The following is a 26,600-nucleotide window of genomic DNA, read 5'->3' on the forward strand; positions in this document are numbered from 1 at the left end:
TTATAACAGAAAATCCTTTTAATTCAATAGAATAATTTGGTACATGCAAATAATCATATAAATCTTTTGAAATTATTTTTATTTAAATTTAACAGATTTTTTGTGACCGACTAAAAAAGCAACAAAAACAGACATAATCCGCTGTTTACCGAAACGGACCGGGTTTTTTGTTGAGCGGGCTTTCTCTTCCGGCCCGGGCGGAAAAGGGCATAACGAAAGGCGCCGTTTCCCCCAAAAAACGGCGCCTGATGGGGAGGTCTATTGAAAGTGTGGTGTTGAAAGCGTTATCATTGCGGCATTTCTTATGAATGTCTTCCCGTAGGGATGGATGTTACAGATTGACAAGCCCTTTCAGGAGACTCAAATTCACTTGTTTGCTTTTATTTTGTTAATGAATCCTACCGCAAATATCAAAATGCCGATAATAAGATAGGAAGCAATAAACCCATTTAACAAAGAAACATATTCCCCTGACAGATTCCCTTTCAGGCTGCCCAGTATATTTACCGAAAAATAACCCAGAGGGGTACTGAAAAAAATAATTATTAACCCCAAAAAGAACTGCAAACCATACTTTTTCATGTTTTCTCCTCGTCTAAGAAACCCGGCTGGGCCAATAAGCAACCGGAACTGCTGAATCCTTTTTTTGAAACATCCGATTCTGAATCCGCCGGCAGATGAAGGTATCGGCACCTGCCGGCAGCTCCTTCGCCTAAGTCATCCGATCATTGAAAAAGCTTATCCGCAGTAATCCTGGCAGGAAACGCTGATGCTTTCGACTGTGCCGTTGCGGTAAACTTTCGCTTTTATTTCGACTTCATAGGTATATCCGCTGGAAACATAATAGGAATTGTCGAAATAGAACGACTCGCCGCTGGTACTTAGCCCCGTCCAAGCTTTGACGGTTGTTTTGGTCGACCCGACCACCCGTTTCAGGTAAACGGTCGCGGTGATTTTAGTCGTGCCGCTTTTCCCCTCCACGATTGCGGAACAGTCCGCCCGCGTGCCGGAAAAGTCGAGGTAGGCCGCCGCGCTGTCGGTATTGGTGTACATAATATGCATATCGGAATCAGAGGAAGCGGGTTTTACCGTAGCAAACGCGGGGACATTCACCGTAATCAGCAGAACAAGGGCAGTGACAAGGGCCATCAGTTTTGTTTTCATAAAGATTACCTTCCTTTTCCATTTATTTTTCCTTCTACTACATTAACGACGGACCCCCCTGTTTTGTTACACTTTTTTCCTAACTTTTTTAAATTTATTTTTGCTGCTCTGAAATTTTGGCGATCCGAATCAGTTCGTCCTTTGAAATCGTGGAGTTGAGTGTATCAATTGGCTTTAAAGAGATTATCCCTTTTTATTGATAGAGTAAGCCATACATAAATTATTTTTTTTCAACAGGTTTATGATTAAAGAAAACGATTATCAAAGAAATAATACAACTTCCAATCATCTCCCTTATAAAAAAAGCGGTAGAAAAAAGGGCAGGGTCTGATGCAAAAACAAGTACGAGGAAAAAGACAAACCAATTCAGAAAGAATTTTTTCCAGTTAATTAATTTTAATTTTTCTTTCATGAAATCACCTTTAATAACAATTAATATCTATCTGCCTCGCAGCTCCTCCGACTTTTTTTCGGGCTGTTTTGCAACAGCCTTTAAATCCAGTTTTCCCTATTTACATATTTTATTTTTAATGTATAATAACACCAATTACTCTGGTTAAATATATGAGGAGGGACATAATGATTAACAATAATATTTGCCCATATTGTGGAAATAATATAAAGTTAGGCTATTTGGGCGGAGTTCGTTATCAACTTGAATGGATCCCAGAAGGGGAAAAACAAAGGCCAACAATGTTATCTAAAAATACTGGAATACCCCTTAATAAAACAAGTATCTTAAAATTTAATAAAGTATATGCCTATCATTGCGATAAATGTAATGTATTTATCATCCATAAATAAAATAAAAAGCGCACCAGCTCATTGCGGAATTTCTCAAGAATGTCCACCGGAACCAGCCCTTTTCTTAAATACGATTTCAATACGAATTAGCCCTCCTAATACCCAGCGGGAAGGCCCCCTTCGCTTATTCGAGATTTACAGGAATCTCGATCTTCTTTTCTTCCAATTGGACAATTGCGGTTTTGTAAAGACTTCTCCCGGAATCGTAATAGTCGTATATCGTAAAAGGAAGATGCGGATTCTCTTTCTGGTCAGGCGTCATGAAACAACAATTTTTCCATTCGATTTCCGTGGAAAGTAAAGGAGAGAGTTCCGGCCCTCTCCTTCCAACTCATGGCAATGGTTTTTTGATTAATGATTGAAGATTTTGAGGTAAATCATAACTTTTCAAATGCTCATATTTTTTCATGTTGACAGTCCCGTCTGCTGATATCTCAAATGTCATTTTATCTCGTCCGACAGAAATATGGGGACCAACATAAGGTTCTAATTCGACTGTTACGGTATAAATTGAACTGCCTGCATCTCCGACAATACTTGTAATTTTAGAGTCTCCCAAATAGGCGGCGACTGTCGGCTCAATAGATATATACGGCTCGTAAAAATCATCAACAGATTTTTGAATTTTAGGAATTAAAAGTGTTATTACGATTTTATCTAATCTTTCTGAATCGTCCGAGCTCACAGGACTTTTACCTGTGTATCCTAAAGCATACACAGTAACACCGGCTGCAACAATTACCAGCACCAGTGCAGCACTTAATAGCTTTTTCATTTTATCGCCCCATATTATAATATATTATTGCTGCTCCGCACTTTCGGCGATCCGGATCAGTTCGTCCTTTGAAATCGTGGAGCTGAGCACGAGGCTGGTTTTTTTACTCTGCCAAAGGACATAGGACCTGTCCTGAGCCCCTTTTGCCTCGAACAGGACCGCTTTTTCCCCTTTTATGGTAATTTCATGGTAAGTGGTATGCTCGGAGTCGATCGACATTTTCCCCGCCTTGTCCAAAGGCGTCTGTGTAAAGGTCACGGAAGCGCCCTTCCCGTCTTCATAAGTGGTTATGTGGACGGGACCGACATTCTTTTCCTCCGCCATAAAGAATCCTTCCGGAAGATACTGCGGCTCCCAAACTTCCGGCTGTTCCCCGGCGGGGGATTCTTCGGCGGGAGCGCCGCTTGTCGTTTCCTCAAAATAGATATCCACATGCTCCGCTTTCCACTCCAGTACGGAATTGAAAATGGCGTTCCTGCTCGCTTCCACGCTCAGCAGGCTTCCCAGGGAAACCGGGATGACGATGGCGGCAATGACCGCCGCCCGTTTCGCAAGCCGCAAAAACTTCTTCCGCCTGCTCCGGCGGTCGCTTTCCCTGATAAGGTCCCGTATCCTTTTTGTAAGCCGTTCCGGGAGCGCGTACTCCCCGCTCAGCTCCTGCCCGGATGGAAGAGCGTCCAGTTCACGCTGGAAATCCTCCGCTGCCGCCGCTTTCAGAAGCGTGTCGAACAGCCGGACGTTCAGTTCCGATTCATTCATTGCCTTTCTCCCTCCTGCTCATCTCTTGCATAAGCGCCTTTCTGGCACGCTGAAACCGAACGCGGACATTTTCCTGAGAAATTGCCAGCATTTTTGCGATTTCTTCATCCTCATACTCATAAATCAGCTTCAGTCTTAACACATCCCTGTAATGTTCGTTCAGGCAGGAAAGGCAGTCCATAACAAAATGATAGCTTTCCGCGGAAACGATCGATTCCAGCGGGGCGTCGTCCTCCGCTGCGGGGACTTCTGTTTCCAGCTCCTCCAGCGGAACACTGTGCCTGCGCTTTTCGCTTTTCAGCATGTCGTAAGAAATATGTCTCACTATGATAACGACTAACCCCCTGGTTTTGTTACAGTTTTCAAAGTGAAATTTTTGCAAATTGTCAATAATTTTAAGAAAAGCCTGTGAAACCGCGTCTTCCGCGCGGGCCTGATCCTTTAAAATGCCCTGCGCTATGTACAGCATGGTGCTGCCGTGCTTCTGGTAAAGCTCCTCTACGAAGCTTCGGTCCGCCTCGTTTTGAATTTCCTGTATAATAATCAGCACTTTTCATTCCCTTTCTTATTCACAAGAATTAAGTTATTGTTATTATAACAATTCAGTCGCAATTTTACAAATAAAAAAGGAAATTCACCCAGAAAATGGAAATTATAAGAGCAAAACCACGGACACCCTGCGGTATCCGTGGCCTTTATTAAGAGAAGAATATCCTTCCGGAGGAATACGCGGAATGTTATTTCTCCGGCTTATGATCTTTTGTGATATGCTTAGACAGGAATCTCCCGATATTATCTCTCCATATGGTCATATTCAGGATGATCAGGCCTATGATCTTCAAAATATACCTGTCATTTGTCAAATACACCGTAATGATAAAAATGATATACCCAATACCCGCAAGGATGTACCCCTTTGCATTTTTCAACTTCTACATTCCTCCGAAACCATTCATAGCCGCTTATTTTCGTTCAAAAAAAATAAGCATAGTCAGGAAAGCGATACCGGCGGTGATGACCAGCAGATTGATCACCTGTTCTTTTTGAATCATTAATTTATTTTGTGCTTTGCTTTCCCGAACAATTTTAATAATATCCGGAATCAAAAGGACGACAAACGACGCGATTGCGAAGAAGAAATAATACCGTCTGAAAAGAAAGGCCAGGATAAGAGGAACTCCCCAGAACGCCCGGCAGATCAGCTGAAAGCTGCTTTCCGTTTCTCCGTCTCTTTTTCCGGCAATCCTGAGCACCAGCTTTTTAATACTGTCCCGGGACAGAATCATAAAATATACAGCTATAGCGGCCACCTTAAAAGCATACCAGTCAAATGGTGCCAAAATTGCGAAAACGCCGGCTGCAGAAGCTATGAATGGAAGCGCCGGATGATCGATTATCTTTTCTATACGTTTCAATTCCCACATTCCCCCTGACTGATTTTGTGATATCCGCGTAGACGGGCGCACGGTACTTTTCTTTTACTCAAGATTTACAGGAATCTCAATATCTTTCTCTTCCAACCGGACAATTGCGGTTTTGTAAAGATTCCTCCCGGGATCGTAATAGTCGTATATTGTAAAAGGAAAATTCGGATTTACTTTTCGATCAGGTATATCAACAAACGAAATCGTGTTGGCAGACTCCCCGTTTCCCCTGACAAGCTGAATATCGCAGCGCGACACATTTTCCCAATGGCCGTCAAGGGATACCTCTCCCACAATAAACCCTTTTACATCCTTCAGCTCCTCTCTTGAATCATAAATCCAGATATAGGGAGATTTCTTCTCCAAAAAGGTGTCATAGTCCCGGTAACGGGTGAACTGTACGCAAACACTGCCGTTCTTTCCGCTGTACTGCGCGTTTTCCGGTTCCGGACGTCCGCCGGGGAAAAAGAAAACGGCAGCCATGAGCACAAGGCAGCAAAGTATCACGCCCCCCGGTACTGTTTCCCGCCTGGTAAAATGTTTCGTAAATTTCATGATTTACCCATTCCTCCCTTCCGTTTATTCCTCCGGCCTTTTCGGGCGGTATTTCCAGTCACCGACAGCGCGGAGGATCAGGGCCACGATGAACACACCGGAAAAAGCGCGCGTAATCCACAGCGGCGGCTCCGGAATCAGCAGGAAAAGCAGCCAGATGAGAAAAAAGAGGAAGAAAACCCGATCGATAAACCGGTAAATATGATAAAAAGGGCCGCTCCCGGGCTGTATGGGAAGATAGTTGTTTTCCGTTATGCCTGCCTGGCTAATTTCAACAGTTACAACGATGAGCCAAATTAAACCCGCTCTGGTCTGCCAGTAGGGTTGGGGATAAGACCAGACAATCAAAATCAATATCATCAATACAAACGCTATGAACAGATAAAATCGCTCAACGAGTGGAACTAAAAAGTGCACCAGCTTATTACGGAATCTTTCAAGAAAATCCACTGGACCACCCTCTTCTTTCGTTTATTTCGATGCACACTTTTTTCAAATTCCCCCTCGAAATCCGCGAAACTTGAAGTGTTTCATTGAGAGAAATGAGACTTCATTAATTCAGAAAAATCAGTGCGCTTCTTCCACGATCGGTGCATCAAAAGGAAAATTGGCAATGATAGGATCTAAAGATACCTGTGGAACGAGCCTCGTTTCTAACAGAAAATTAGTTAGGCCAATATATTTTATCGTTTCCTGGTTGATTTCGTCGTCTTCATAGATGGCCAAGAATCCCTCTATTTCCTGACGCTGGTTTTCATATTGATCTCCTCCCAAATCGTCAGGTAAGCGACTGGCGGTGTATGGAATCAAATTATGTTTATAGACCTTCCAGTTGGATGAATTCAATTCGTCCAGCTTCCATTTTTTCATCATCAACCGCAATAATTCATTGTCCCGCTTCTTCACCGACTGCATTGCCTTTTCCCGGTCCTGGAAGGTACAGAGCAGCCTGTTTTTCCTGCCGTTGATTTCCGCAACATTTTTAATGACCACAGGTTCTATCTCATGCATCTGTGAGCTAACAGATGCTCTTGAATTCTCCGGATATACTTGTATGGAACTGGAGGTAGTGACTCTTCCCTGCGAACTTTTTATAAGGAAGCAAACGACTAAGGCCAGGACAACGATTCCAAGGATTTCTATTACCGTTGATCGCTTTCGTGTTTTCTTCATACAACACTTCCTTTTACGGGATGACGGAACCTTTCTTTTTCTCTCTACAACATTAACGACTGACCCCCTTGTTTTGTTACACTTTTTCCCAAAATTTTTTATAAACAATTCCACAGGAGGACAAACAAAAAGCGGCCGTAAGTACACTTTGTACTCATGGTGCCGTTGTGTGATCTGACTGTTTTATTCCCACTTTTAAAGGCCTTCCTTTGGCTCTTTTATTGTTATTTCCGGTTGTATATTATTATTAATGATAAAATATATACAGTAGAAAGTATCCAGTAGATAATTTTTGTAATAAAGGCCATTTTATGATTTCCTTTTTTCTCAAAGTAACTGCCGATAATATTCGTTAAGACCAATACGATAACCCAAATAATCATAAAAATAATATTTAGATATTTATCTAACATTATGCTTCTGACACTCCTTTTGGCTATATGCCCTATTATAATTTTTGTTATCAGAATCGGTGTGATCATTTGTTGAAATTATTTGGTATTCAGGGCCAAGCCTCCATAATCAAACCTATCGTGATGCATGTAAACACTGAGCACCAATCCAAATCCAAAATATAAGCAGGCAGCAGAAGACCCCCCTGCGCTGAAGAACGGTAAAGTAATTCCCATTACAGGAAGCAAATCCAAACACATCCCTAAGTTAAAAAGCATTTGTGAAGTAATCATCCCAAAAAATCCTATACAGATTGAACTGCCCAATAAATCTTTGGTGTTTTTCGCAATGCGCAGCGTATGTAACAGAAATAAAAAAAGCAAAAGCACCGCGCCTGAACAACCTATTAAGCCTAATTGTTCTCCAATTGCAGAAAATATAAAATCACTCTGCTGTACGGATACTAAGCAATTGTTTACCCGCGGACTTTGGAACAGACCACGTCCCCAAAGTCCACCGCTGCCAATGGATGTCCTCGCCTGAATTTGCTGATAGCCGTAATGAAGAGGATCCGAATCTAAATTGTAGGTAATTAATATACGGCTTTTTTGATAATCCGACATAATGTATTTCCAGGCTACCGGTACCAGAATGAATAATGATAATGCCAGCCCAAAGAAATATCTCAATGGAATCCCTGCTCCAAACGCCATGAACAGAAACATACAGAAAAATATGATAGCCGCTCCATCATCCCCCTGTAAATGGACGAGGGCAATCGGAATAAGGGCATGCAGCGCCAAGAGAATTACGTGTAAAAAAGACGAAAGCTTTCCGCGTATCTTTAATTCATTTAAATGCTTTGAAAAAGAGATCAAAAAGCCAATCTTCGTCAATTCGCTGGGCTGAAAGGTACCTATAACCGGTATGCTTATCCATGCCTTCGCATTAACCCCGTCAGCCCCTGTAACCGGTTTCCCGAATTTTAAAGTAAAGATAAGTAAGAAAACGCAAAAGCCCGCCACCACATACCAATAAGCACTTATTTCCTTATAGTCTAAGAATGTGATGAATATGGCTCCGGAATATCCAATCACCATTGCAATGAATTGAGTTGTAAAATAGCTACGGGAATTATCTGGCGGTGTCGGTATTGTTTTCAATATTAAAAGTCCATATGCCGAGATAAGCAACATTAAAAGCCAATATAATTTATCTGTCGATAAAAAGTAACGATAGACGTTCTTCCATATCCCCAAATTTTACTCCTCCGATTGAGTCTTAAAGTAAACTAACCACAATAAAATGAATATTTAGAAAAGACTGGGATTACCAAATTCAGTAACCCCAGTCAGAAGACAGAACAATTACTGGCTTTTATTTGTGCTTTTTCCTCTATCTGTAAACTTTAAAATCTAAATGAAATGGATAGTCTGGATATGGCTTAGAAATGCGGAAGAAATATTTATCACTCGTATTTAAGTTATAAAAACGCACTCCGCCAGTGACTTTCCCACTTGAACTTGGAATAGTTGTTTGCCATTCTCCTTTATTTTTATCATTGTCTGTATGTGGCGGAAATGAGTGGGGGAATTTTCACCCCAAACCTTACCCATCGGAATCATCTCTTCTCAGTTAATTTATTCTAAATGCGTGTCGCGCGCCATGCATTTAACGGCTTTTATTTTTCCTTCTATAGCATTAACGACCGACCTCCCTGTTTTGTTACACTTTTTCCTAAATTTTTTAATATTCTTTTAAGTCAATTTTCAAGCTGTTGGCAATGTGCAAAACATTTTTCGCTGAAACAGAACTGCGACTGAAAAAGCGGCCATGAGTACAGGGTGTACTCATGGCCGCTGTGCGGTATTCTTTTATTTCTGTCTATCGAGGGGATTATTCCTCCAACGCCGGTTTTTCCTTTCCGATATTCAGAACCAGGTTCAGCAGGATTCCGAAAATCGCCGCGGTGGCAATGGCCGGGAATTTCGCGCCGAACATGGGGATCATGCCGTCGGAAAACGCGAAGCTGCCGCCGATGCCGATGGTCAGGACGGTGGCGATGATCGCGAGGTTGCGCGAGTCGAACATGTCGACCTTTTTGCTGATCATAATGGTTACGCCCTGCGACGCGATGACCCCGAACAGGTAAATGGAAATGCCGCCGATCACCGCGTTGGGAATCGAGTAGACCGCCGCGGTCAGCGGGGTGAAGCAGGAAATAACCATGGTGATGATGGCCGCCGCAATCAGCATTGGCGTGGAAAAGTTCTTGGTAATCGCCATGGTGCTCAGGTTTTCGCCGTAATTGGTGCCGGCCGGCCCGCCGACCACACCGGAAATCATATCGCCAAGGCCGTCGCCGATCAGGTTCAGCCCCAGCTTGTCCGAAATATTGTACCGCTTGTCAGAGCCCTTTTTCCTGGCAAGATTGTTTACGTAGATATCGAGCTGATAAAGGTGGGCCGTGGATTCCGGAATAGTGGCAATCGCAATCGGCATAATCGCCCCGACCGCCGCCCAGCTTGCCTGCGGCAAAGTGAAGTGCGGGAGCGCGAAGCCGATTGCCGGGATGGAAAACAGGGAGCTGGTTTCCGGAATTTTGTTGAAGTCGCAGAAGGCGATTCCATAGATGCCGCCAAGAACCAGCGCCAGAACATATCCGGTCAGAAGGCCGAGCAGAATCGGGATCTGGCCCCAGGTGCCTTTCAGGTAAACGGAGAACAGGACGGTCACGAGCAGGGTCACAAGGCAGATGGTCCACGACAGGTTCAGCGCAAGCGCCTTTGCCGCGTCGGTCACGCCGTTCGGCAGGTTTGTGGGATTGCTCAGGGCCGTGCCCGCGAGGGAAAGACCGATCACCATGGCAATGCTGCCCGTAATGGTGGGAGGAAGCACTTTTTCGATTGCCTCCTGCCCGAACTGCTTGATGATAATCCCGGCCGCAATGGAAACCAGTCCGGAAAGGACGATGCCGAACTGCGCGGCGGCGATTTTGTCGTCGGCCACCGGGCCGGCAAACGCCTGTGCGCCCGTGATGGAGCAGATCGCCGTGATGTACGAAAAACTCGATCCGTAGAAAAGCGGGATTTTTCTTCCTGTAATCAGGATAAATCCGATGGTTGCAAGTCCGCTTGCAAAGATCGTGGTGGAAACATGGAATCCGGTAAGCAGCGCGACCAGCACCGTTGCCGGAAACATCACGATGATCTGCTGAAACGCGAACAGCAGCAGTTTCAGAAAGGGTGGCTTTTCATCAGGCAAATAGCCCGCTGCGGGTTTGGTTGACAAGGACGATCCCTCCGTTTATTCAATTGGTTTTTGGCTTTCCGATTATTATACCGTATAATTATCCACAATACAACATAAAATTTAATTTTTGTTCTTTATTATTTTACGCCGTTACGATTGATTTTTTGTTGAAATTATACTATCCTATAAAAGTAAGCGTCAAAATCAAGAATATTCATCTGATATATGCTATAATCACAATTCAATGCGCTGCGCATGGGCCAACGAATAAGAATGAGGAGGCAGATTTCATGATTGACGAGCGCTATTTAAAGCTTCTGGCCAAGGATTATCCGAACGCACAGGCCGCCGCATCCGAAATTATCAACCTCAGAGCGATTCTAAGCCTGCCGAAAGGCACCGAATATTTTTTCAGCGATCTTCACGGAGAACACGAAGCTTTCCTGTACCAGTTAAAAAGCGCGTCCGGCGTCGTCCGGAAAAAGGTCGACGAGCTGTTTGAGCAGTCCCTGTCCGAAGGGGAGCGCACGGCGCTCGCCCGGCTGATTTATTACCCGGAAACGGAGTACTGCGCCGCAAAGCAGCGGGAACCGGCGTTTGACGACTGGTGCCGCATCACCATTTACCGTCTGGTAGAGGTCTGCAAGGAGGCGTCCTCCAAATACACCCGTTCCAAGGTCCGCAAAAAGCTGCCTGAAAGCTTCGCCTATATCATCGACGAGCTCCTGCACGCGGACGGCGGCAGCAACAAGCCGCATTACCACAGCGAAATCATCCGCTCCATTGTGTCGACCCACATGAGCGAGGAATTTATTACCGCGCTGTGCAACCTGATCCAGCAGCTTTTGATCGACAAATTACATATCATCGGCGATATTTTCGACCGCGGCCCGCGCGCCGACGCGATTATGGACGCGCTGATCAACTGCCACGACGTAGACATCCAGTGGGGCAACCACGATATCTCCTGGATGGGCGCCGCCGCCGGAAACTGGGCGTGCGTTGCCAACGTAGTGCGGCTGGGCATCAGCTACAACAATTTCGACCTGCTGGAGGACGGCTACGGCATCAACCTGCGCGCGCTGTCCATCTTTGCGGAACAGACCTATCACGACGACCCGTGCGAGGCCTTCATCCCCCATATCCTGGACGAAAACCAGTACGACCCGGTGGATATCCCGCTGGCGGCGAAAATGCACAAGGCCATGGCGGTCATCCAGTTCAAGGTAGAGGCCCAGCTCATTAAAAAGCATCCGGAATATCATATGGACGACCGGATTCTTCTGGATAAAATCAACTTCGAGAAAGGGACGGTCACGCTCGGCGGCAAAGAATACCCCCTGCGCGACAAGCTCTTCCCCACGGTCGACCCCAAACATCCGCTGGAGCTGACCCACGCGGAAACCGAGCTGATGAAAACCATCGCGTCCTCGTTCAGCCACAGCGAACGGCTGGAAAAGCACATCCGTTTCCTGTATTCCCACGGCAGCATGTACCTGCGCATCAATTCCAACCTGCTGTACCACGGGTGCATCCCGCTCCGGGAGGACGGCAGTCTTGACTGTGTCCATCTTTACGGCCATGACCATTCCGGACGCGAATATCTGGAATTTCTCGACGGTATGGTGCGCACCGCCTATTTCGCGCCGTCCGGTTCCCCGGAGCGCGAAAACGCGCGCGACCTGATGTGGTACCTGTGGAGCGGGGCGAGGTCCCCCCTGTTCGGGAAAGCAAAGATGTCCACGTTCGAGCGCTATTTTATCGACGCCCCCGAAACGCACCGGGAGAAAATGAATCCCTACTATACGCATATCGAGCACCGCTCCACCTGCGAAATGCTGTTAAGGGAATTCGGCCTTGACCCGTCCTCGTCGCACATCATCAACGGCCACGTCCCCGTGAAAGCGGGAGAAGTGCCGGTCAAGGGCGAAGGCCTTCTGTTTATGATCGACGGCGGCATCTCCAAATCCTACCAGTCCCAGACCGGGATCGGGGGCTACACCTTCATTGCGAATTCCCGCTATCTGGCGCTGGCGGAGCACAAGCCGCTGAAATCCGGCTGCAGCGTGTGCGAGACTTCCCCGAAGGTCATGGTGGTGGAGGCGATCAAGCAGCGCGTCACCGTGGCGGACACCGACAACGGCGCCGAGCTCAGCCGCCAGATCGAAGAGCTGACCGCGCTGCTGCAGGCTTACCGCAGCGGCACCATCAAGGAAAAATAAACCGATAAGGAAATTGAAAACGACTCATGGATGATCAACTGCAAAAAATTGTACAGCCGCTGCTCTCATGGTACGACGCGAACGCGCGCGTTCTGCCGTGGCGCGACAACCCCACGCCCTACCGGGTCTGGGTTTCGGAAATCATGCTCCAGCAGACGCGGGTGGAGGCGGTAAAGCCCTACTTTGAACGCTTTACTTCGGAGCTTCCCACTGTCGCCGCGCTTGCCGCCGCGCCGGAGGAGCAGCTTATGAAGCTGTGGGAGGGCCTGGGTTACTACAGCCGCGCCCGCAACCTGCAAAAGGCGGCGCGCGCCGTTGTGGGGCGGTACGGCGGCGTTTTGCCCGAACAGCCGGAGGAGCTTCTGCTCCTGCCCGGCATCGGGGAGTACACCGCGGGCGCCGTCGCGTCCATTGCCTACGGCAAACCGGCCCCGGCGGTGGACGGCAACGTCCTGCGCGTTCTGTCGCGCGTGACCGCCAGCCGGGAACCCGTCGGCGACCTTTCCGTCAAGCGGGGGTTCGCCGGCCGGCTGCGGGAAATTTATCCCGCCGGGCGCGCCGGCGCTTTTACCCAGTCGCTGATGGAGCTGGGCGCGATCGTCTGCGTGCCCAACGCCGCGCCGAAATGCGGGGAATGCCCCCTGTCCGCCCTCTGCGCGGCGCACGCGCAGGGCATTGAGCAGGAGCTGCCGGTAAAGGCGGAAAAAAAGAAGCGGACCGTTGAGGAAAAAACCGTCTTTCTGATCCTCTGCGGTGAGAAAGCCGCGCTGCGTAAGCGGCCGGAAAAGGGCCTTCTGGCAGGGCTTTGGGAATTTCCCAACACCCCCGGCAGACTTTCTCCACAGCAGGCGGCGGACTGGTTGAAAGCTTTGGGCGTTTCTCCCGTAAAAATAGAGCGCCTCCCCGCGTCGAAGCATATTTTCACCCACAGGGAGTGGCATATGGCAAATTACCTCGTTACAGCAGAAAGCGCCGCGCCGGATGGTGCCGCGCCGGACGGCGGCCTCGTCTGGGCGGACCGCGAAGAACTGGCCCAAACCTATACGCTGCCGACCGCCTTCCAGAGCTGCCTGCGGCAGTTTCTTTCCCGAAACTGAAAAACCCCGGAAAACGGAAAAGGCCGTCAATCCGGATGGCTCCGGTCTGACGGTCTTCCTATTCGTAAGTTGTACTGCGTAAAAAATATCCGATAACGGTTGTAGTATAGCACAATTATTTTGAATTAACAATGAATAAATTGTGAACATTTCGACTTTTTCTTCGTATTTTGCAAATTACAGCAATTTTACCCAGAATTGCGGGATATCGGACTGGAAATGCCGTAATCGTATTTGGTGTTAAAAAAGGAGAACCAGATGAAAGCTTTGATCACCGGGGCCAGTTCCGGCATGGGCCGGGATATGGCAAAAATTCTGAGCGACAGGGGCTGCGACCTGATTCTGGCCGCCCGCCGGAGGGACCGGCTGGAACAGCTCGCATCCTCGCTGAAAACCCATGCGCGGATTATCTGCGCGGACCTTTCCGTGGAGTCGGAGTGTACAGCGCTTTACGAGCAGGTCAGGAGCGAAAACATCGATATCCTGATCAACAACGCGGGACTGGGCGTTTTCGGCGCGTTCGACAAAACCGACCTGAAAAAGGAGCTGCGGATGATCGACACCAATATCCGCGCCGTGCATATCCTGACCAAGCTTTTCCTCAAGGATTTCAAGGCGAAAGACGCGGGCTACATCATGAACGTCGCCTCTTCCGCCGCCTTTCAGCCGGGCCCGCTGCTTTCCTCCTATTACGCCTCCAAGGCGTATGTCCTGCGCCTGACGGAAGCCGTTTACGAGGAACTGCGCCGCAGCGGCAGCCGTGTTCATATCTGCGCGCTCTGCCCCGGGCCGGTCCGTACGGAATTCGATTCGGTCGCCGACGTGAAATTCAGCGTAAAAGGACTGGAAAGCCGGTATGTCGCGGAATACGCCATCCGGAAAATGTTTGCGGGAAAGCTCGTGATCGTCCCCGGCACGCTGATGAAATGCACCCGTTTCTTCGGCAGATTCCTTCCCGAAAAACCGATGCTCAGAATCGCCTACCATATGCAGAAGCGGAAAACCGGCGAAAAATAAACAGCACCCCCGGCGCCTTCGTACAAAACGGAGCGCCGGGGGGTTTTCTGTTCAGTGGATATCCAGCAGCTTTTCAATCGCGTGTGCCACGCCGTCCTCTTCATTGGTCAGCGTTACGTAATCGGCGATTTGGCGGACGGATTCGTGGCCGTTGCCCATCGCCACGCCGCAGCCGGCGAATTTCAGCATCTGCAGGTCGTTGCGCTCGTCGCCGAAAGCCATGACCTGCTCCGGGGAAATTCCCAGCATTGCGCTCAGGTGGCTCAGCGCGTCACCCTTGCTGGTGGCGGCGGCGTTGATTTCCAGATTGTTACCGAAGGAAGCCGTAATGGCGTATTCCTTTTTTTGCGTCAGCTTTTCCACCAGCTCCCGGCGGACGTCCTCCTCCATAAAGGGAATATTGATCTTTTCAAGGCACAAACCGTTTTTCTTTAGAAACCCGGGAAGGTCTTCCACAAAAGTCTGATATTTCAGGATCATATCCCGCAGGACCGGCGGGTAGTCGCGAAAGGTGGAAAGCAAACTGTAGTGCTGTTTATCGATATAGGAATGTCCTTCCGCGTAAGCTTCCACCATCACGTGATAGGGCATCAGAAAATCAATGATCCAGTCGCTTTCCTCAGCCGTCATCTGGTTCGCGTAAATCACCCTGTCTTTTTCCAGATCCACCGCGGAGGCGCCGTTGGACGTAATGGCGTACCGGATGGAACCGACATCAAGCATTTCCTTCGGAATCATCTTACGCATGCGGCCCGTAGCCGGCACAAGCTCAATTCCCCGCGCGGCGGCGGCCCTCAGGATCCGAACGGTTTTTGGCGACACGGTTTTATCCGTTTTCAGAACGGTTCCGTCCATGTCGAGTGCGATCAGTTTGATGTCCAAAATTGATTTCCTCCTCAGATTTTTGTGTTTGGTTCTATTATAACATGCTTAGCCGCTCCGGGTGAGCATCCCGCCGGTTTTATTCCTGAAAAGTCCGATTTTCGTGTCAATCCACCAATAAAAATCATTTTTATTTAAAAATTTTTTATCTATTTGGTCTTTTATTTTTATCATAGTGTATGTTATAATGTACTCGTATACCGTAATTTTTTAATAAATTTATTAAAATCGGGAAGTGATTTATAATTAGAAATAAGAGTGGGAGTTTGGCCCGTTCATCCGCGGTTTCCTCCGCCAGCTTTTTGAAGGACGCTTTAAAAAGCATCTTTGTGCTGGGTGCCGCCACTTCCGTTTCTTTTCTGATTGTAAAGTTATCCGGCAGTTACGACCATTTGGCAGTTGTGTATGTTCTTGCGGTTGTGCTGGTTTCAAGATTCACCGCGGGCTATCTGTGGGGAATCCTTGCGGCAATCACCGGTGTGATCGGCACAAACTACTACTTCACCTATCCTTACCACGCATTTAACTTTACTATCTCCGGCTATCCTGTCACCTTTATCAGCATGCTTGCCGTGTCCATTGTCACAAGTGCGATGACGGCCCGGATCAAGGAACAGGCGCGTCTTTCCGAACAGCGGGAAAAGCGGACGGAAAATCTTTATGAATTCAGCAAAAAACTGGTTGCGGCAGGCGATTCCGACCAGGTCGTGGCCCTCACGCTGGAATATCTCTGCAGATATACCCGTCAAAGCGTGATTTTCTACCTGACGGACCCGCTTTCCTCGCGGGGGACCGTAAAAAGCACCTGCGACCAACACCGGATTCTGCTGGATTCCAAGGAAGAAAAGTCCGCGGCGCATCAGGCTTTTACCACCAATGTAAAAACGTCCACGAAGGACTGCCTGTATCTGCCCCTGTCCTCTCAGGAAAAAATTCTGGGGGTGGCCGGCCTTGTCTATGAAAACGAAGAAAAACCGGAACCCGGTATGCTTACCTTTTTTGACCTTCTGCTTTCTCAGGCCGCGCTGGCGCTGGAACACCGGCAGCTGGCCGAAAAGCAGCAGCGCATCATGATGGAAGCGGAAAAAGAAACCATGCGCACCAACCTTTTACGCGCGGTTTCTCACGATTTAAGAACGCCGCTCACCAGCATCCTCGGCGCCAGCGCGGCCATTGCCGAAAACAGGGACCTCATCGATCCGGCCGCCCACGACAAGCTGATTTCCGACATTCACGAGGAGGCTGAATGGCTGATCCGGATTGTGGAAAATCTGCTGACAGTAACGCGCATCAGCCAGAAGCCGGCGACGCTGAAGAAATACCCGGAGGCCGCAGAGGAAATCGTAGCCGAAGCCGTAGGGCGCATCCGGCGCCGGTACCCCCGGGCGGAAATCCATGTTTCCGTCCCCTCTGAATTTCTGATGGTTCCCATGGACGCCACCCTGATTGAACAGGTCATTATCAACCTGCTTGAAAATTCCATCCGGCACGCGGGAAAAGCGGTCCCCATCAGGCTGGAGGTGTTCGTTGAGGGAGACCATGCCGTCTTCCGTGTCAGCGACAAGGGAAAGGGGATCCCGGCGGAAGAACTTTCCTGCCTGTTTACGGGAACTTCCCCCGCAAAAAACAAAAGCAGCGATTCCTCAAGGGGAAACGGCATCGGTCTGACGATATGCATGTCCATTGTGAAAGCGCATGGAGGAAAAATGACCGCCGAAAACCGGAAAGACGGCGGAGCGGCGTTTACCTTTATGCTGCCGTTGGGAGGAACTGAGTCCGATGATTAACAAAGCGACCGTTCTGATTGTGGAGGACGAAGCGCCAATCTGCAATTTTATCTCCACGATCCTGACCGCAAACGATTACCGTACCCTGAAAGCGGAAACCGGCGCCTGCGCCATTTCCATGGTCTCTTCCCACTGCCCCGACGTGATCCTTCTGGACCTGGGACTGCCGGACATAGACGGTCTTGAGGTTTTGAAGGCGGTCAGAAACTGGTCGGGTATTCCGATCATCGTTGTCTCCGCCCGCGGAAACGAAACGGAAAAGGTCGAGGCGCTGGATCTGGGCGCGGACGATTATATTACCAAGCCTTTTGGCACATCCGAGCTGCTGGCGCGCATCCGCACCGCTATCCGCCACAGCATCAAAATGGAAACCGGCGAAGATTTCCCCGGCGGCCTGTTCACGAAAGGCGGCCTGTCCATCGACTTTGACAAACATATTGTCACCGTGGACGGAACGGACGTCCATCTGACGCAGATTGAGTTCAAAATCGTCGCTCTGCTGGCCAAGCATGCGGGCAGCGTGCTGACCTATGCTTTCATTATCAACCAGGTGTGGGGGCATTTCGCGCAAAGCGACCGGCAGATTCTGCGCGTAAATATGGCAAATATCCGCCGCAAAATCGAACAGAATCCCGCCGAGCCCAAGTACATATTGACGGAAGTCGGCGTCGGCTACCGCATGAGCGACGAGCCGTAGCCCCTAAAAAACGGTTCTTTCCCTTTTTCCCAGGGGGTTTTATAAGTTTTATCGTTATTTTTTTAACACTTGGCCTGAATTTTCGTCTCTAAGAGAAATTAGCAATGATTTCCAGTCTCTTTGAAGCCGTGAGTATAAACGCCTCATTTTGTAAATTCTAATATTATATTTGGAGGGATTGTCATGAAAAAAGGGAATAAGATCAGCATCCTCGGCGCAGGAAACGTGGGCGCCACAATCGCATATACGCTCACTCTGGACGGAATGGCGTCCGAGATCGTTCTGGTGGACATCAACCAGAACAAAGCGAAGGGTGAGGCCATGGACATTATCCAGGGGACCGCGCTGTGCCCGCCGGTAAACATCTACGCCGGCGATTACCCGGATATCAGGGATTCCGACATCGTCATCGTGACCCTGGGCTGCGCGCGCAAACCCGGACAGTCCAGAATCGACCTTGCGCAGGGCAACGTCAACATCATCAAGAGCGTCATGCCACAGGCCGTGCGTTATGCGCCGGACGCGATTTATGTCGTTGTCAGCAACCCGGTGGACATCATCACCTACACGATCCTGAAAACAACGGGCCTTCCGGAATCGCACGTTTTCGGCTCCGGCACACTGCTTGATTCCAGCCGTCTGCGCGAAAGCCTTGCGCATACGCTCGGAATCAGCCCGAAAAATATCCATGCCTATATGTTCGGCGAGCACGGCGATTCTTCCATGGTGCCGTGGTCCCTCACCAGCATCGGCGGCATCCCGCTGAAAACCTATCTCAACAGCATGAGCGACAGAAACCCCGATTTCAAAGAGCTGGACCTTGCGGCGATTGAAACCGAAGTCCACACCTCCGGCGCACAGGTCATCAGCCTGAAGGGCGCGACCTACTACGCGATCGCGCTGTCCGCGCGCCGTATCTGCGAGTGCATTCTCCGCGATACGAACACCGTCACCACTCTTTCCGGCATGATCCACGGCGCCTACGGCATTGACGACGTCTGCCTCAGCCTTCCGTTCGTCCTTGACTGCCACGGCATCAGTAGCATGAAGGCGCCCGAACTGACCGCCGAGGAGCAGGAAAAACTGCTCGCCAGCGCCAATATTCTGAAGAGCACCATCGCTTCTCTCGATATCTAATTTGAAAGGATGTATATAAATGGATTACGCAAAGGAATCGCTCAGACTTCACCGTGAATGGAAGGGCAAGATCGAGGTCGTCTGCCGCGCGCCGCTGAAGACGCGCGACGATCTGTCGCTCGCTTACACCCCCGGCGTTGCCCAGCCCTGCCTTGAAATTCAAAAGGATGTCAACCAAAGTTACGAACTGACCCGCCGCTCCAACCTTGTGGCGGTTGTCACCGACGGCACCGCGGTGCTCGGACTCGGCGACATCGGCCCGGAAGCGGGCATGCCGGTTATGGAAGGCAAATGCGCCCTATTTAAGGCTTTCGGCGACGTGGACGCGATTCCGCTCTGCGTCCGTTCCAAGGAAGTGGACGACATCGTCAACACCGTCCGTCTGCTCGCGGGCAGCTTTGGCGGCGTCAATCTGGAGGATATCTCCGCTCCCCGCTGTTTTGAAATCGAAAGAAAATTGAAAGAGTGCTGCGATATTCCGATTTTCCACGACGACCAGCACGGCACCGCGGTTGTTACCCTTGCCGCCATGCTCAACGCGCTGAAGCTCACCGGAAAGAAGCTTGACGAAATCCGGGTCGTCACCAGCGGCGCGGGCGCGGCGGGAATTGCCATCATCAAGCTGCTGATTGCGCTCGGCCTGAAGGACGTCATCATGTGCGACCGCAGCGGCGCCATTTACGAGGGCCGCGAGGGCCTCAACGCCGAAAAGAAGGAAATGGCCGCGATCACCAACCGCGGCAAGCGCAGCGGCAGCCTTGCGGACGTGCTCAAGGGCGCGGACGTGTTCATCGGCGTTTCCGCTCCGGGCTGTGTGACCCAGGAAATGGTCAGGAGCATGAACAAAGACCCCATCCTGTTCCCGATGGCGAACCCGACTCCGGAAATCATGCCCGACCTGGCTCTCGCAGCGGGCGCCGCGGTGGTCGGTACCGGCCGCAGCGATTTCCCGAACCAGATCAACAACGTTCTGGCTTTCCCCGGCATTTTCCGCGGAGCGCTGGATGTCCGCGCAAGCGATATCAACGATGAGATGAAGATTGCCGCGGCTTACGCGATCGCAGGCTTCGTCACCGACGATAAGCTTTCTGCGGAGTATATCATCCCGAGCGCGCTCGACCACAGCGTGGCCGCCGCTGTTGCGAAGGCCGTTGCGGAAGCCGCCCGTAAAACCGGCGTGGCAAGAATCTGATATTCTGTTTGCCAAAAGCCCTTTCTCTTTTTAGAGAAAGGGCTTTTTTGAGGTTCGGCCGAAGATTTGCTCGTCCGGCTACTCCCTCAGTCGCTTCGCGTCAGCCCTCTCATAGAGTAGGCTGCCAACTTTTCCGTACCCCCCGTCAATGAAAACCGCGAAGATGATGTGCCACATAAAAACACTTTGGGGATACCCCGGGGGTGCAGGGGGATTTTATGGAACCCTCCCGCCGGGAATTCAAAATCCCCCTGCGCGTACTTTGCCTACTTTCGTACAAGAACCGAAAGTAGGGGCCTGCCCGGCCTGAGGGCAGAGCTAACGATCAATTCCTACTTGCGGCGATGCACTAATGAAGCAGGCGGAGACTCCTTTCGACGCGCCGGGCGCGGACCATGCGGTCGGCACTCGCCTACGGCGGCGCTCTCAGATAGTTGCATATTGAATCGGTCTCGGAGCACTCAGAAACACCTCCCGGCGCGACGGAGGGAGGCAACACAGTGTTTTTACGTCAAAAAAGAGGTTAAGGAAAAAATCCTTAACCTCTCAACATATACAGACCTTACCGCCCACATGGACAGTATGCAAGATGCATGGCGCTAATTCCAATATATCGCGCGAACCACGATTGTTCGTACTGTATAACTATTACTTAGTATATCCCGAAACTTTGATTTTGTCAACCCTTTTTCGTGTTTATTTCAAATTTATTTTTCAGCCAATTCCCAAAGCACCGGGAGCCATGTCCTTCAGCTTCTCCACCAGCGCCGTCGATTTTTCCTTATCCGCGCCCATAGCCGAGATATAGATTTTGATTTTCGGTTCCGTCCCGCTGGGGCGTACCGTCAGCTTGCTCCCGTTTTCCAGCCGGTACTCCAGCACGTTGGATTTCGGCAGCAAAATATCGCTCATGGTACCGCCGTCACACCGCTTTGAGGTTTTGTAGTCGCTCCATCCGCTCACCCTGCATCCGGCGGCCTCCTTCGGCGCGTTTGCGCGCAGGTTCTCCATGATGCGGTCCATCTGGATCATCCCGTCCTCGCCCTCAAAGCCGAAGCTGACCTGGCTGTTTTCGTAGTAGCCGTATTTTTGATAAAGCGCGTCCATCGCGTCCACAAGGGTCATGCCCTTTTTCCTGTAATCGTAAGCCATCTGGCAGATCAGCATACTGGCGTCCACAGCGTCCTTGTCGCGGACATACCCGCCGGAAAGATAGCCGTAGCTCTCCTCAAAGCCGAAAATATAGCGGTCGGCTTCCCCGTTCTCCTCCAGTAGCGCAATCTGGTCGCCGATGTATTTGAACCCGGTCAGCACGTGCCGCAGCTCGATTCCGTAGTCCTTTGCGACAGCCGCCGTCATGTCGGTGCTGACAATGGTGGTCACCGCCACGGGATTTTTCGGCATGGTGCCGTTCTGCAGGCGGCCGCGGGCGATAAAGTCGAGCAGAAGCACACCCACCTCATTGCCGCTCATCAGGATGAATTTACCGTGCTGGTTGACGGCGATCCCGCAGCGGTCGCAGTCCGGGTCGGTGGCAAGCAGCAGGTCGGGCTGTACCTTCTCGCAAAGGTCAAGCCCCTTCTGCAGCGCCTCTTTGATTTCCGGGTTCGGGAACGGGCAGGTGGCAAAGGTCCCGTCCGGGAATTCCTGCTCCGGCACGACGGCAACGTCCTTCACGCCGATTTTGTCCAGAATCCGGGTGACGCAGACGCGCCCCGTCCCGTTCAGCGGCGTATAGACCACCTTCAGACCCTCGCATTTTTCCGTAAAGACCCGCTGTTTCATCACTTCTTCCAGGAAGGAATCGATCACTTCGTCCGGAATATAGCTGACAGTCCCGGCTTTTACGGCATCGTCGAAATTTACGCGCTTCACGTCGTCGAAAATATCGAGGCTGTTGATCTCGCTTAAAACCTCGTCCGCCATTTCAAGGGCGATCTGGCAGCCGTCGCTGCCGTAAGCCTTGTACCCGTTGTATTTGGCGGGGTTGTGGCTGGCGGTAATGCAGATGCCCGCGTCACAGTGCAGATAACGCACCGCGTAAGAAAGCGTCGGGGTCGGGGAAAGCCAGGGATAAATATGCGCCTGGATCCCGTTCGCGGCCAGCACCGCGGCGCTTTCGCGCGCGAAGACGTCCGATTTGATGCGGCTGTCGTACGCGATCGCCACGGACGGCGACTTTCCGTGCTTGTTCAGATAATTGGCAAGGCCCTGCGTCGCCTTGCGGACGGTATAAACATTCATCCGGTTGGTGCCCGCGCCGATCACGCCGCGCAGGCCGCCGGTGCCGAATTCCAGATTACGGTAGAAACGGTCGTTGATCTCTTCGGGCTGATTCTGAATTTTTTTCAGTTCTTCGGTTAAATCGGGGTCGTCCAGCTTCGTATTGAGCCATCTTTCATATTCCGTCATGAAAAACATTCCTTTCCAAATATAGAAACTCCACCGCTTGCCTTTGCGGCAGCCCCCTCGGGGAAGCGGCTGATCCCCCGCCGCCTTCCGTGAGGGAGGCGGCGCGCCCGGCGCACCGGAGGGAGTCGCTCCCGGCAGGCCGGAACAGGGCTTTCAGCATTTCATAATTCTCATTAAGATTACCATTTGTTCCGAAAAGTGTCAATCAGATTTTCACGATATTTGTGACAACGCCATTCTCCGTAATATCGAGGATTCCGTAAGTGCCCCGGCTCCCGTTCAGGCTGCCGGGATTCATGATATACAGCCCGTCCTCGTAATCCGTCATCGCGTAATGGGTATGGCCGAACAAAAGGATGTCCGCCTTGCGGCCGCGCGCCGCCTCAATTGCCGTATACAATCCGTATTTAACATTATAAGTATAACCATGAGTATAGAAAATGTGCTTGCCAGAAAGGGTGATGTCCCCGTCCACCGGCAGCGTGGAACCCCAGTCGCAGTTCCCGCGCACCAGAAGAAACATTTTTTCGGGGAAGCTGCTCTGGATTTCCTGCGCTTCCTCCGCCCCGTCCCCCAGGTGGATGACCACCTCGGCGGCGGGCTGTCTTAAAATTGCCTCGCGCAGGGCGTAAGCATCCCTGTGCGTGTCTGAAACCACTAAAATCCGCATTTAAAAAAACCTCCGAATGGCGGCGGCTTTCCGCCGTCATATATGAAAGTCCCGCATCATACAATGATAGCGGGGTGATTGTATGCCAAACAATGATTCACAAAAACAGCTGTTGGAAAGCCTGATCAACCAGCTTAGTCCGACGGACCGCAAGAAGCTGCAGGATGTGCTTGCCGACAAAACCGCTACGGAAAAAATACTCAGCACACCACAGGCTCAGGAACTTTTAAAGAAATTTTCGGGAGGAAAATAAATGGACGATCTTGCCGCTATGCTCAGTGAGCTGTTAAAGAGTCCGGGCGCCATGGATAAGCTCAAAGGGCTTGCCAGCGGCCTGTTGGGCGGCGCGGCGGCGGAGCCGGCGGCAGGCGGCGACGCTCCCCCACCGGAGCCGCCCGACGGCGGTCCTCCGCTCGGGATCGATGCCGAGGCTCTGCAAATGATGACGAAAATCGCGCCGCTGCTTTCCAGCTTCCGGCAGGAAGACGACAGCACAAGGTTTCTGCACGCCCTGCGGCCCCTTCTCAGCGAGGAGCGTCAAAAAAAGCTTGATGAAGCCATCAAGCTTTTGCAGTTGATGCGGCTCCTTCCTCTTTTCAAAAGCAGCGGAATATTCTGAGGTGTAAATCATGGCTGACAATTATACTTATGATTTTCAGCGCCTGCAGCAGGACGCGATCCGCAGGGCGCGGGAAATGCAGGCGAGGGCCCGGGTACCCGCCCCGCCGCTGAACCAAAGCGCGCCCGGTCCGCCGGCCGCACCCGCGGCGCAACCTTCCCCGGCACCGCCGCAGCAGCACAGCGCTCCGGCCCCGCAGCATGTTTCCGCGCCGGCAGCCGGGCAGCAGCATGGGCACGAACCGTCCTTCGGCCCGCTTACCCCCGTCAAGGATATTTTCGACAGCCTGATGAGCGACAGCGAACGCACGCTGATTCTGGTGCTGATTCTCCTGCTGACGGAGGAAAAGGCGGACATCGGGCTGATTTTCGCGCTGATGTATCTGGTTCTGTGACCGTCAGCCCTCCGGGGCCTGTATGGCGTAAACATATTCCTGACCGGTAGAGGGATCGGTTTTCAGTACATAATCCATATATTTGGTGGGGGTAGGAGCGGCGACGGTGCTGGTCGTCTGCGTGCGCCACGTATCGCTGGGCGAAACGTAGCCGACATGCAGAACGGTGCTGTCGCCCTGTTTTTTTGCGCTCTCCGTATAGGGCAGAAAGCTGCTGTCCGAAGAGTACAGCGCCACGTGGAACTGGTTCTCCTCCGAATTGTATTCAAAGAAGGTTTCCTGGGCGGGCGTTTTCGGCTGAAGCTGACAGTCCGGGCCGAACAGCGCGCGGCAGGAATCCACCACGTCGCCGAGCGGGACCAGGATTCTGCCCGCGTCGTCGTAGCTGTTGTAATTGGTCCCGTTGTTTTCCGTGATGGTTTTCCACAGGGAAGCGTTCAGGACAAACTCCTCGTCGGCCTTGTCGGGGGACGCAAAGGGCTTCGGGTCCTGCATCACGACGGTGGTGAGGAAGGAATCGTAGGCGCGCAGCTTGCTGTCGTCGGTCGCCGCGAAATAGATGCTTTTCCCGATGGCGGCGGCAATGAACCCGACGCCGACCAGCGCGAGGATCAGCACCAGCGCGCCGACCGCCACTCCGTAGCGGTGCCGCCTGCGCCGTACCGTCCTGGCGGGTCTTTCCGGCACCTCCGGCTCTTCCGGCTCCGGCTCCAGCCCGTCGTCCCATTTGGTCAAGAGCTCCTCGCCTTCGTCCTGCTGCTCCTCCGGCAGGAAATCGTCGATTTCAATATCCTGCGGCGGCTCCGCGGTCTCCGGCTGTTCCGCCGGCTTGTCGCCGTACACGCCGCGATAGTCGGCCGAGAACCCCTCTATCTTCCTTCTCTGTCTTTTACTCATCTGAAAATACTCCGTTTTCTATCTTATTTGGCCGCTGCCGCTGATAATAAACTTCGTAGACGTCAGTTCATTCGCGCCCATCGGCCCGCGCGCGTGCAGCTTCTGCGTGGAAATGCCGATTTCCGCGCCCAGCCCGAATTCGCCCCCGTCGGTAAAACGGGTGGAAGCGTTGACGTACACCGCCGCGGAATCCACCTGCTCCGTGAATTTCTGCGCGTTTTCATAGCTTTTTGTTACGATCGCCTCGCTGTGGCCGCTGGAGTACCGCGCGATATGCTCGATCGCCTCGTCGATGCCGCCTACCACCTTGACCGCGAGGATATAATCCAGATATTCGGTCGCCCAGTCCTCTTCCACCGCGGGAATCACGCCGGGGCCGAGGATTTCCCTCGTCCGTTCGCAGCCGCGGATTTCCACGTTCTTCTCGTCGAGCCGCGCCTTGATGACCGGCAGCGCCTTTTCGGCGATATCCCGGTGGACAAGCACGGTTTCGATCGCGTTGCAGACGGACGGGCGCGAGGTCTTCGCGTTATCAATAATATTCGCCGCCATATCGATGTCGGCGGAGTCGTCCACATAGACGTGGCAGTTGCCCGAGCCGGTCTCGATCACCGGCACGCGGGAATTCTGGACCACGGACTGAATCAGCCCCCGGCCCCCGCGCGGGATCAGCACGTCGATCGCTCCGGTAAGCCGCATCATTTCCACAGAGGACGCGCGGCTGGTGTCCTGTACCAGCTGGATGCTGTTTTTCGGCAGCCCGGCTTCCTCCGTTGCGGCGCGCATGATTTCGGCAATGCGGGTGTTGGAGCGGATGGCCTCCTTGCCGCCGCGCAGGATGACCGCGTTCCCCGCCTTCAGGCAGAGCGCCGCGGCGTCCGCCGTGACATTGGGCCTTGCCTCGTAAATAACGCCGATGACGCCGAGCGGTACGCGCACCTGCTCGATTTTCAGGCCGTTGGGCCGCACGCCGCCGCCCACAACCGTCCCGATCGGGTCAGCCTGCGCCTCAACGCCGCGGATTCCCTCCGCCATCCCTTTGATTCTAACGGGGTTCAGCGTCAGCCGGTCCAGCAGGGATTCGCTCATGCCGCTTTCCCGGGCGGCTTTTAAATCCAGTCCGTTGGCGGAAAGGATTTCCTTTTCCCCGTTTTCAATCGCCGCCGCCATCGCGGAAAGCGCGGCGTTTTTCTTCGCTCCCGCCGAGGCAAGGACGCGGGCGGCTTCCTTCGCGTTTTTTCCCATTTGTTCTATCACGGTCATGGTATCACCCCTTCT

Annotated in this window: 27 protein-coding genes; 11 read left to right on the plus strand and 16 right to left on the minus strand. The window is 51.5% G+C overall.

Annotated features, from left to right (window positions below; all coding sequences use genetic code 11):
• Positions 1 to 366 precede the first annotated feature (366 nt).
• Together ACRQV7_RS15325 and ACRQV7_RS15330 are read right to left on the minus strand one after the other, a co-directional pair.
• Positions 367 to 582: a hypothetical protein gene (locus ACRQV7_RS15325; RefSeq protein WP_275714551.1), complete on the minus strand. Its 216-nt coding sequence runs from the start codon at positions 580 to 582 to the stop codon at positions 367 to 369.
• A 156-nt stretch (positions 583 to 738) separates the two neighbouring features.
• A complete protein-coding gene (locus tag ACRQV7_RS15330; RefSeq protein ID WP_275714552.1) occupies positions 739 to 1,164 on the minus strand; it encodes a hypothetical protein in 426 nt (141 codons plus the stop codon).
• A 579-nt stretch (positions 1,165 to 1,743) separates the two neighbouring features.
• Here ACRQV7_RS15330 and ACRQV7_RS15335 point away from each other — a divergent pair.
• A complete protein-coding gene (locus tag ACRQV7_RS15335; protein WP_444658906.1) occupies positions 1,744 to 1,968 on the plus strand; it encodes a PF20097 family protein in 225 nt (74 codons plus the stop codon).
• Positions 1,969 to 2,299: 331 nt separating this feature from the next.
• Here the strand turns inward: ACRQV7_RS15335 and ACRQV7_RS15340 are convergent, their stop codons facing one another.
• The 9 genes from ACRQV7_RS15340 to ACRQV7_RS15380 form a co-directional block, all read right to left on the minus strand.
• The gene (locus ACRQV7_RS15340; RefSeq protein WP_444658907.1) at positions 2,300 to 2,743 is read right to left on the minus strand and encodes a DUF3888 domain-containing protein; all 444 of its coding nucleotides are present in this window, start codon (positions 2,741 to 2,743) and stop codon (positions 2,300 to 2,302) included.
• Positions 2,744 to 2,767: 24 nt separating this feature from the next.
• Entirely contained in the window at positions 2,768 to 3,502 is a 735-nt protein-coding gene (locus ACRQV7_RS15345) for a DUF4367 domain-containing protein (RefSeq protein WP_444658908.1), read from the minus strand.
• Positions 3,495 to 4,052, minus strand: coding sequence for an RNA polymerase sigma factor (locus ACRQV7_RS15350; RefSeq protein WP_275714560.1), 558 nt, complete (start codon positions 4,050 to 4,052; stop codon positions 3,495 to 3,497). The genes ACRQV7_RS15345 and ACRQV7_RS15350 overlap by 8 nt, the downstream gene beginning before the upstream one ends.
• 412 nt (positions 4,053 to 4,464) lie before the next feature.
• Positions 4,465 to 4,788, minus strand: a complete 324-nt coding sequence (locus tag ACRQV7_RS15355; protein WP_444658909.1) for a hypothetical protein — start codon at positions 4,786 to 4,788, stop codon at positions 4,465 to 4,467.
• Positions 4,789 to 4,980: 192 nt separating this feature from the next.
• The gene (locus ACRQV7_RS15360) at positions 4,981 to 5,481 is read right to left on the minus strand and encodes a hypothetical protein (protein WP_275714564.1); all 501 of its coding nucleotides are present in this window, start codon (positions 5,479 to 5,481) and stop codon (positions 4,981 to 4,983) included.
• A gap of 24 nt (positions 5,482 to 5,505) precedes the next feature.
• The gene (locus ACRQV7_RS15365; protein WP_275714566.1) at positions 5,506 to 5,931 is read right to left on the minus strand and encodes a hypothetical protein; all 426 of its coding nucleotides are present in this window, start codon (positions 5,929 to 5,931) and stop codon (positions 5,506 to 5,508) included.
• Between the two features lie 117 nt (positions 5,932 to 6,048).
• Complete coding sequence (locus ACRQV7_RS15370) at positions 6,049 to 6,654, minus strand: hypothetical protein (RefSeq protein WP_444658910.1); 606 nt, start codon at positions 6,652 to 6,654, stop codon at positions 6,049 to 6,051.
• Positions 6,655 to 7,145: 491 nt separating this feature from the next.
• Positions 7,146 to 8,306: an FtsW/RodA/SpoVE family cell cycle protein gene (locus tag ACRQV7_RS15375; protein WP_444658911.1), complete on the minus strand. Its 1,161-nt coding sequence runs from the start codon at positions 8,304 to 8,306 to the stop codon at positions 7,146 to 7,148.
• Positions 8,307 to 8,943: 637 nt separating this feature from the next.
• Complete coding sequence (locus ACRQV7_RS15380) at positions 8,944 to 10,338, minus strand: uracil-xanthine permease family protein (protein WP_444658912.1); 1,395 nt, start codon at positions 10,336 to 10,338, stop codon at positions 8,944 to 8,946.
• Between the two features lie 251 nt (positions 10,339 to 10,589).
• On the opposite strand from ACRQV7_RS15380, the gene ACRQV7_RS15385 reads away from it, so the two are divergent.
• The 3 genes from ACRQV7_RS15385 to ACRQV7_RS15395 all read left to right on the plus strand — a co-directional run bounded on the left by ACRQV7_RS15385 (position 10,590) and on the right by ACRQV7_RS15395 (position 14,635).
• Complete coding sequence (locus ACRQV7_RS15385) at positions 10,590 to 12,521, plus strand: fructose-1,6-bisphosphatase (RefSeq protein WP_444658913.1); 1,932 nt, start codon at positions 10,590 to 10,592, stop codon at positions 12,519 to 12,521.
• A gap of 26 nt (positions 12,522 to 12,547) precedes the next feature.
• Positions 12,548 to 13,618, plus strand: a complete 1,071-nt coding sequence (gene mutY / locus ACRQV7_RS15390; RefSeq protein ID WP_444658914.1) for an A/G-specific adenine glycosylase — start codon at positions 12,548 to 12,550, stop codon at positions 13,616 to 13,618.
• A 258-nt stretch (positions 13,619 to 13,876) separates the two neighbouring features.
• The gene (locus ACRQV7_RS15395) at positions 13,877 to 14,635 is read left to right on the plus strand and encodes an SDR family NAD(P)-dependent oxidoreductase (protein ID WP_444658915.1); all 759 of its coding nucleotides are present in this window, start codon (positions 13,877 to 13,879) and stop codon (positions 14,633 to 14,635) included.
• Between the two features lie 51 nt (positions 14,636 to 14,686).
• On the opposite strand, the gene ACRQV7_RS15400 is transcribed toward ACRQV7_RS15395, so the two are convergent.
• Entirely contained in the window at positions 14,687 to 15,517 is an 831-nt protein-coding gene (locus ACRQV7_RS15400; RefSeq protein ID WP_444658916.1) for a Cof-type HAD-IIB family hydrolase, read from the minus strand.
• 266 nt (positions 15,518 to 15,783) lie between these two features.
• On the opposite strand from ACRQV7_RS15400, the gene ACRQV7_RS15405 reads away from it, so the two are divergent.
• The 4 genes from ACRQV7_RS15405 to ACRQV7_RS15420 all read left to right on the plus strand — a co-directional run bounded on the left by ACRQV7_RS15405 (position 15,784) and on the right by ACRQV7_RS15420 (position 20,330).
• Positions 15,784 to 17,304: a sensor histidine kinase gene (locus ACRQV7_RS15405; protein WP_444658917.1), complete on the plus strand. Its 1,521-nt coding sequence runs from the start codon at positions 15,784 to 15,786 to the stop codon at positions 17,302 to 17,304.
• Positions 17,297 to 18,001 (plus strand): response regulator, encoded by a 705-nt coding sequence (locus ACRQV7_RS15410; RefSeq protein WP_444658918.1) that lies wholly within the window; start codon positions 17,297 to 17,299, stop codon positions 17,999 to 18,001. Before ACRQV7_RS15405 ends, ACRQV7_RS15410 begins: the two co-directional genes overlap by 8 nt.
• A gap of 183 nt (positions 18,002 to 18,184) precedes the next feature.
• Entirely contained in the window at positions 18,185 to 19,138 is a 954-nt protein-coding gene (locus tag ACRQV7_RS15415; protein WP_444658919.1) for an L-lactate dehydrogenase, read from the plus strand.
• A 19-nt stretch (positions 19,139 to 19,157) separates the two neighbouring features.
• Positions 19,158 to 20,330, plus strand: coding sequence for an NAD(P)-dependent malic enzyme (locus ACRQV7_RS15420; protein WP_444658920.1), 1,173 nt, complete (start codon positions 19,158 to 19,160; stop codon positions 20,328 to 20,330).
• Positions 20,331 to 21,044: 714 nt separating this feature from the next.
• On the opposite strand, the gene ACRQV7_RS15425 is transcribed toward ACRQV7_RS15420, so the two are convergent.
• Together ACRQV7_RS15425 and ACRQV7_RS15430 are read right to left on the minus strand one after the other, a co-directional pair.
• Complete coding sequence (locus ACRQV7_RS15425; RefSeq protein WP_444658921.1) at positions 21,045 to 22,742, minus strand: phospho-sugar mutase; 1,698 nt, start codon at positions 22,740 to 22,742, stop codon at positions 21,045 to 21,047.
• Positions 22,743 to 22,947: 205 nt separating this feature from the next.
• A complete protein-coding gene (locus tag ACRQV7_RS15430) occupies positions 22,948 to 23,412 on the minus strand; it encodes a metallophosphoesterase family protein (RefSeq protein WP_444658922.1) in 465 nt (154 codons plus the stop codon).
• 82 nt (positions 23,413 to 23,494) lie between these two features.
• Between ACRQV7_RS15430 and ACRQV7_RS15435 the strand changes: the two genes are divergently transcribed.
• Genes ACRQV7_RS15435 through ACRQV7_RS15445 form a run of 3 tightly spaced genes read left to right on the plus strand, consistent with a single transcriptional unit; the run spans position 23,495 to position 24,425 of the window.
• Complete coding sequence (locus ACRQV7_RS15435; RefSeq protein ID WP_275714592.1) at positions 23,495 to 23,665, plus strand: hypothetical protein; 171 nt, start codon at positions 23,495 to 23,497, stop codon at positions 23,663 to 23,665.
• Complete coding sequence (locus ACRQV7_RS15440) at positions 23,666 to 24,031, plus strand: hypothetical protein (RefSeq protein WP_275714594.1); 366 nt, start codon at positions 23,666 to 23,668, stop codon at positions 24,029 to 24,031.
• A gap of 10 nt (positions 24,032 to 24,041) precedes the next feature.
• A complete protein-coding gene (locus ACRQV7_RS15445; RefSeq protein WP_275714596.1) occupies positions 24,042 to 24,425 on the plus strand; it encodes a hypothetical protein in 384 nt (127 codons plus the stop codon).
• A 3-nt stretch (positions 24,426 to 24,428) separates the two neighbouring features.
• Here ACRQV7_RS15445 and ACRQV7_RS15450 read toward each other — a convergent pair whose 3' ends face one another.
• Positions 24,429 to 25,322 (minus strand): hypothetical protein, encoded by an 894-nt coding sequence (locus tag ACRQV7_RS15450; RefSeq protein WP_275714598.1) that lies wholly within the window; start codon positions 25,320 to 25,322, stop codon positions 24,429 to 24,431.
• Between the two features lie 18 nt (positions 25,323 to 25,340).
• Positions 25,341 to 26,585, minus strand: coding sequence for a glutamate-5-semialdehyde dehydrogenase (locus tag ACRQV7_RS15455; RefSeq protein WP_444658923.1), 1,245 nt, complete (start codon positions 26,583 to 26,585; stop codon positions 25,341 to 25,343).
• Between the last annotated feature and the right edge of the window lie 15 nt (positions 26,586 to 26,600).

The sequence above is a fragment of the Caproiciproducens lactatisolvens genome (assembly GCF_052443335.1).
Classification (GTDB): Bacteria; Bacillota; Clostridia; order Oscillospirales; family Acutalibacteraceae; genus Caproiciproducens.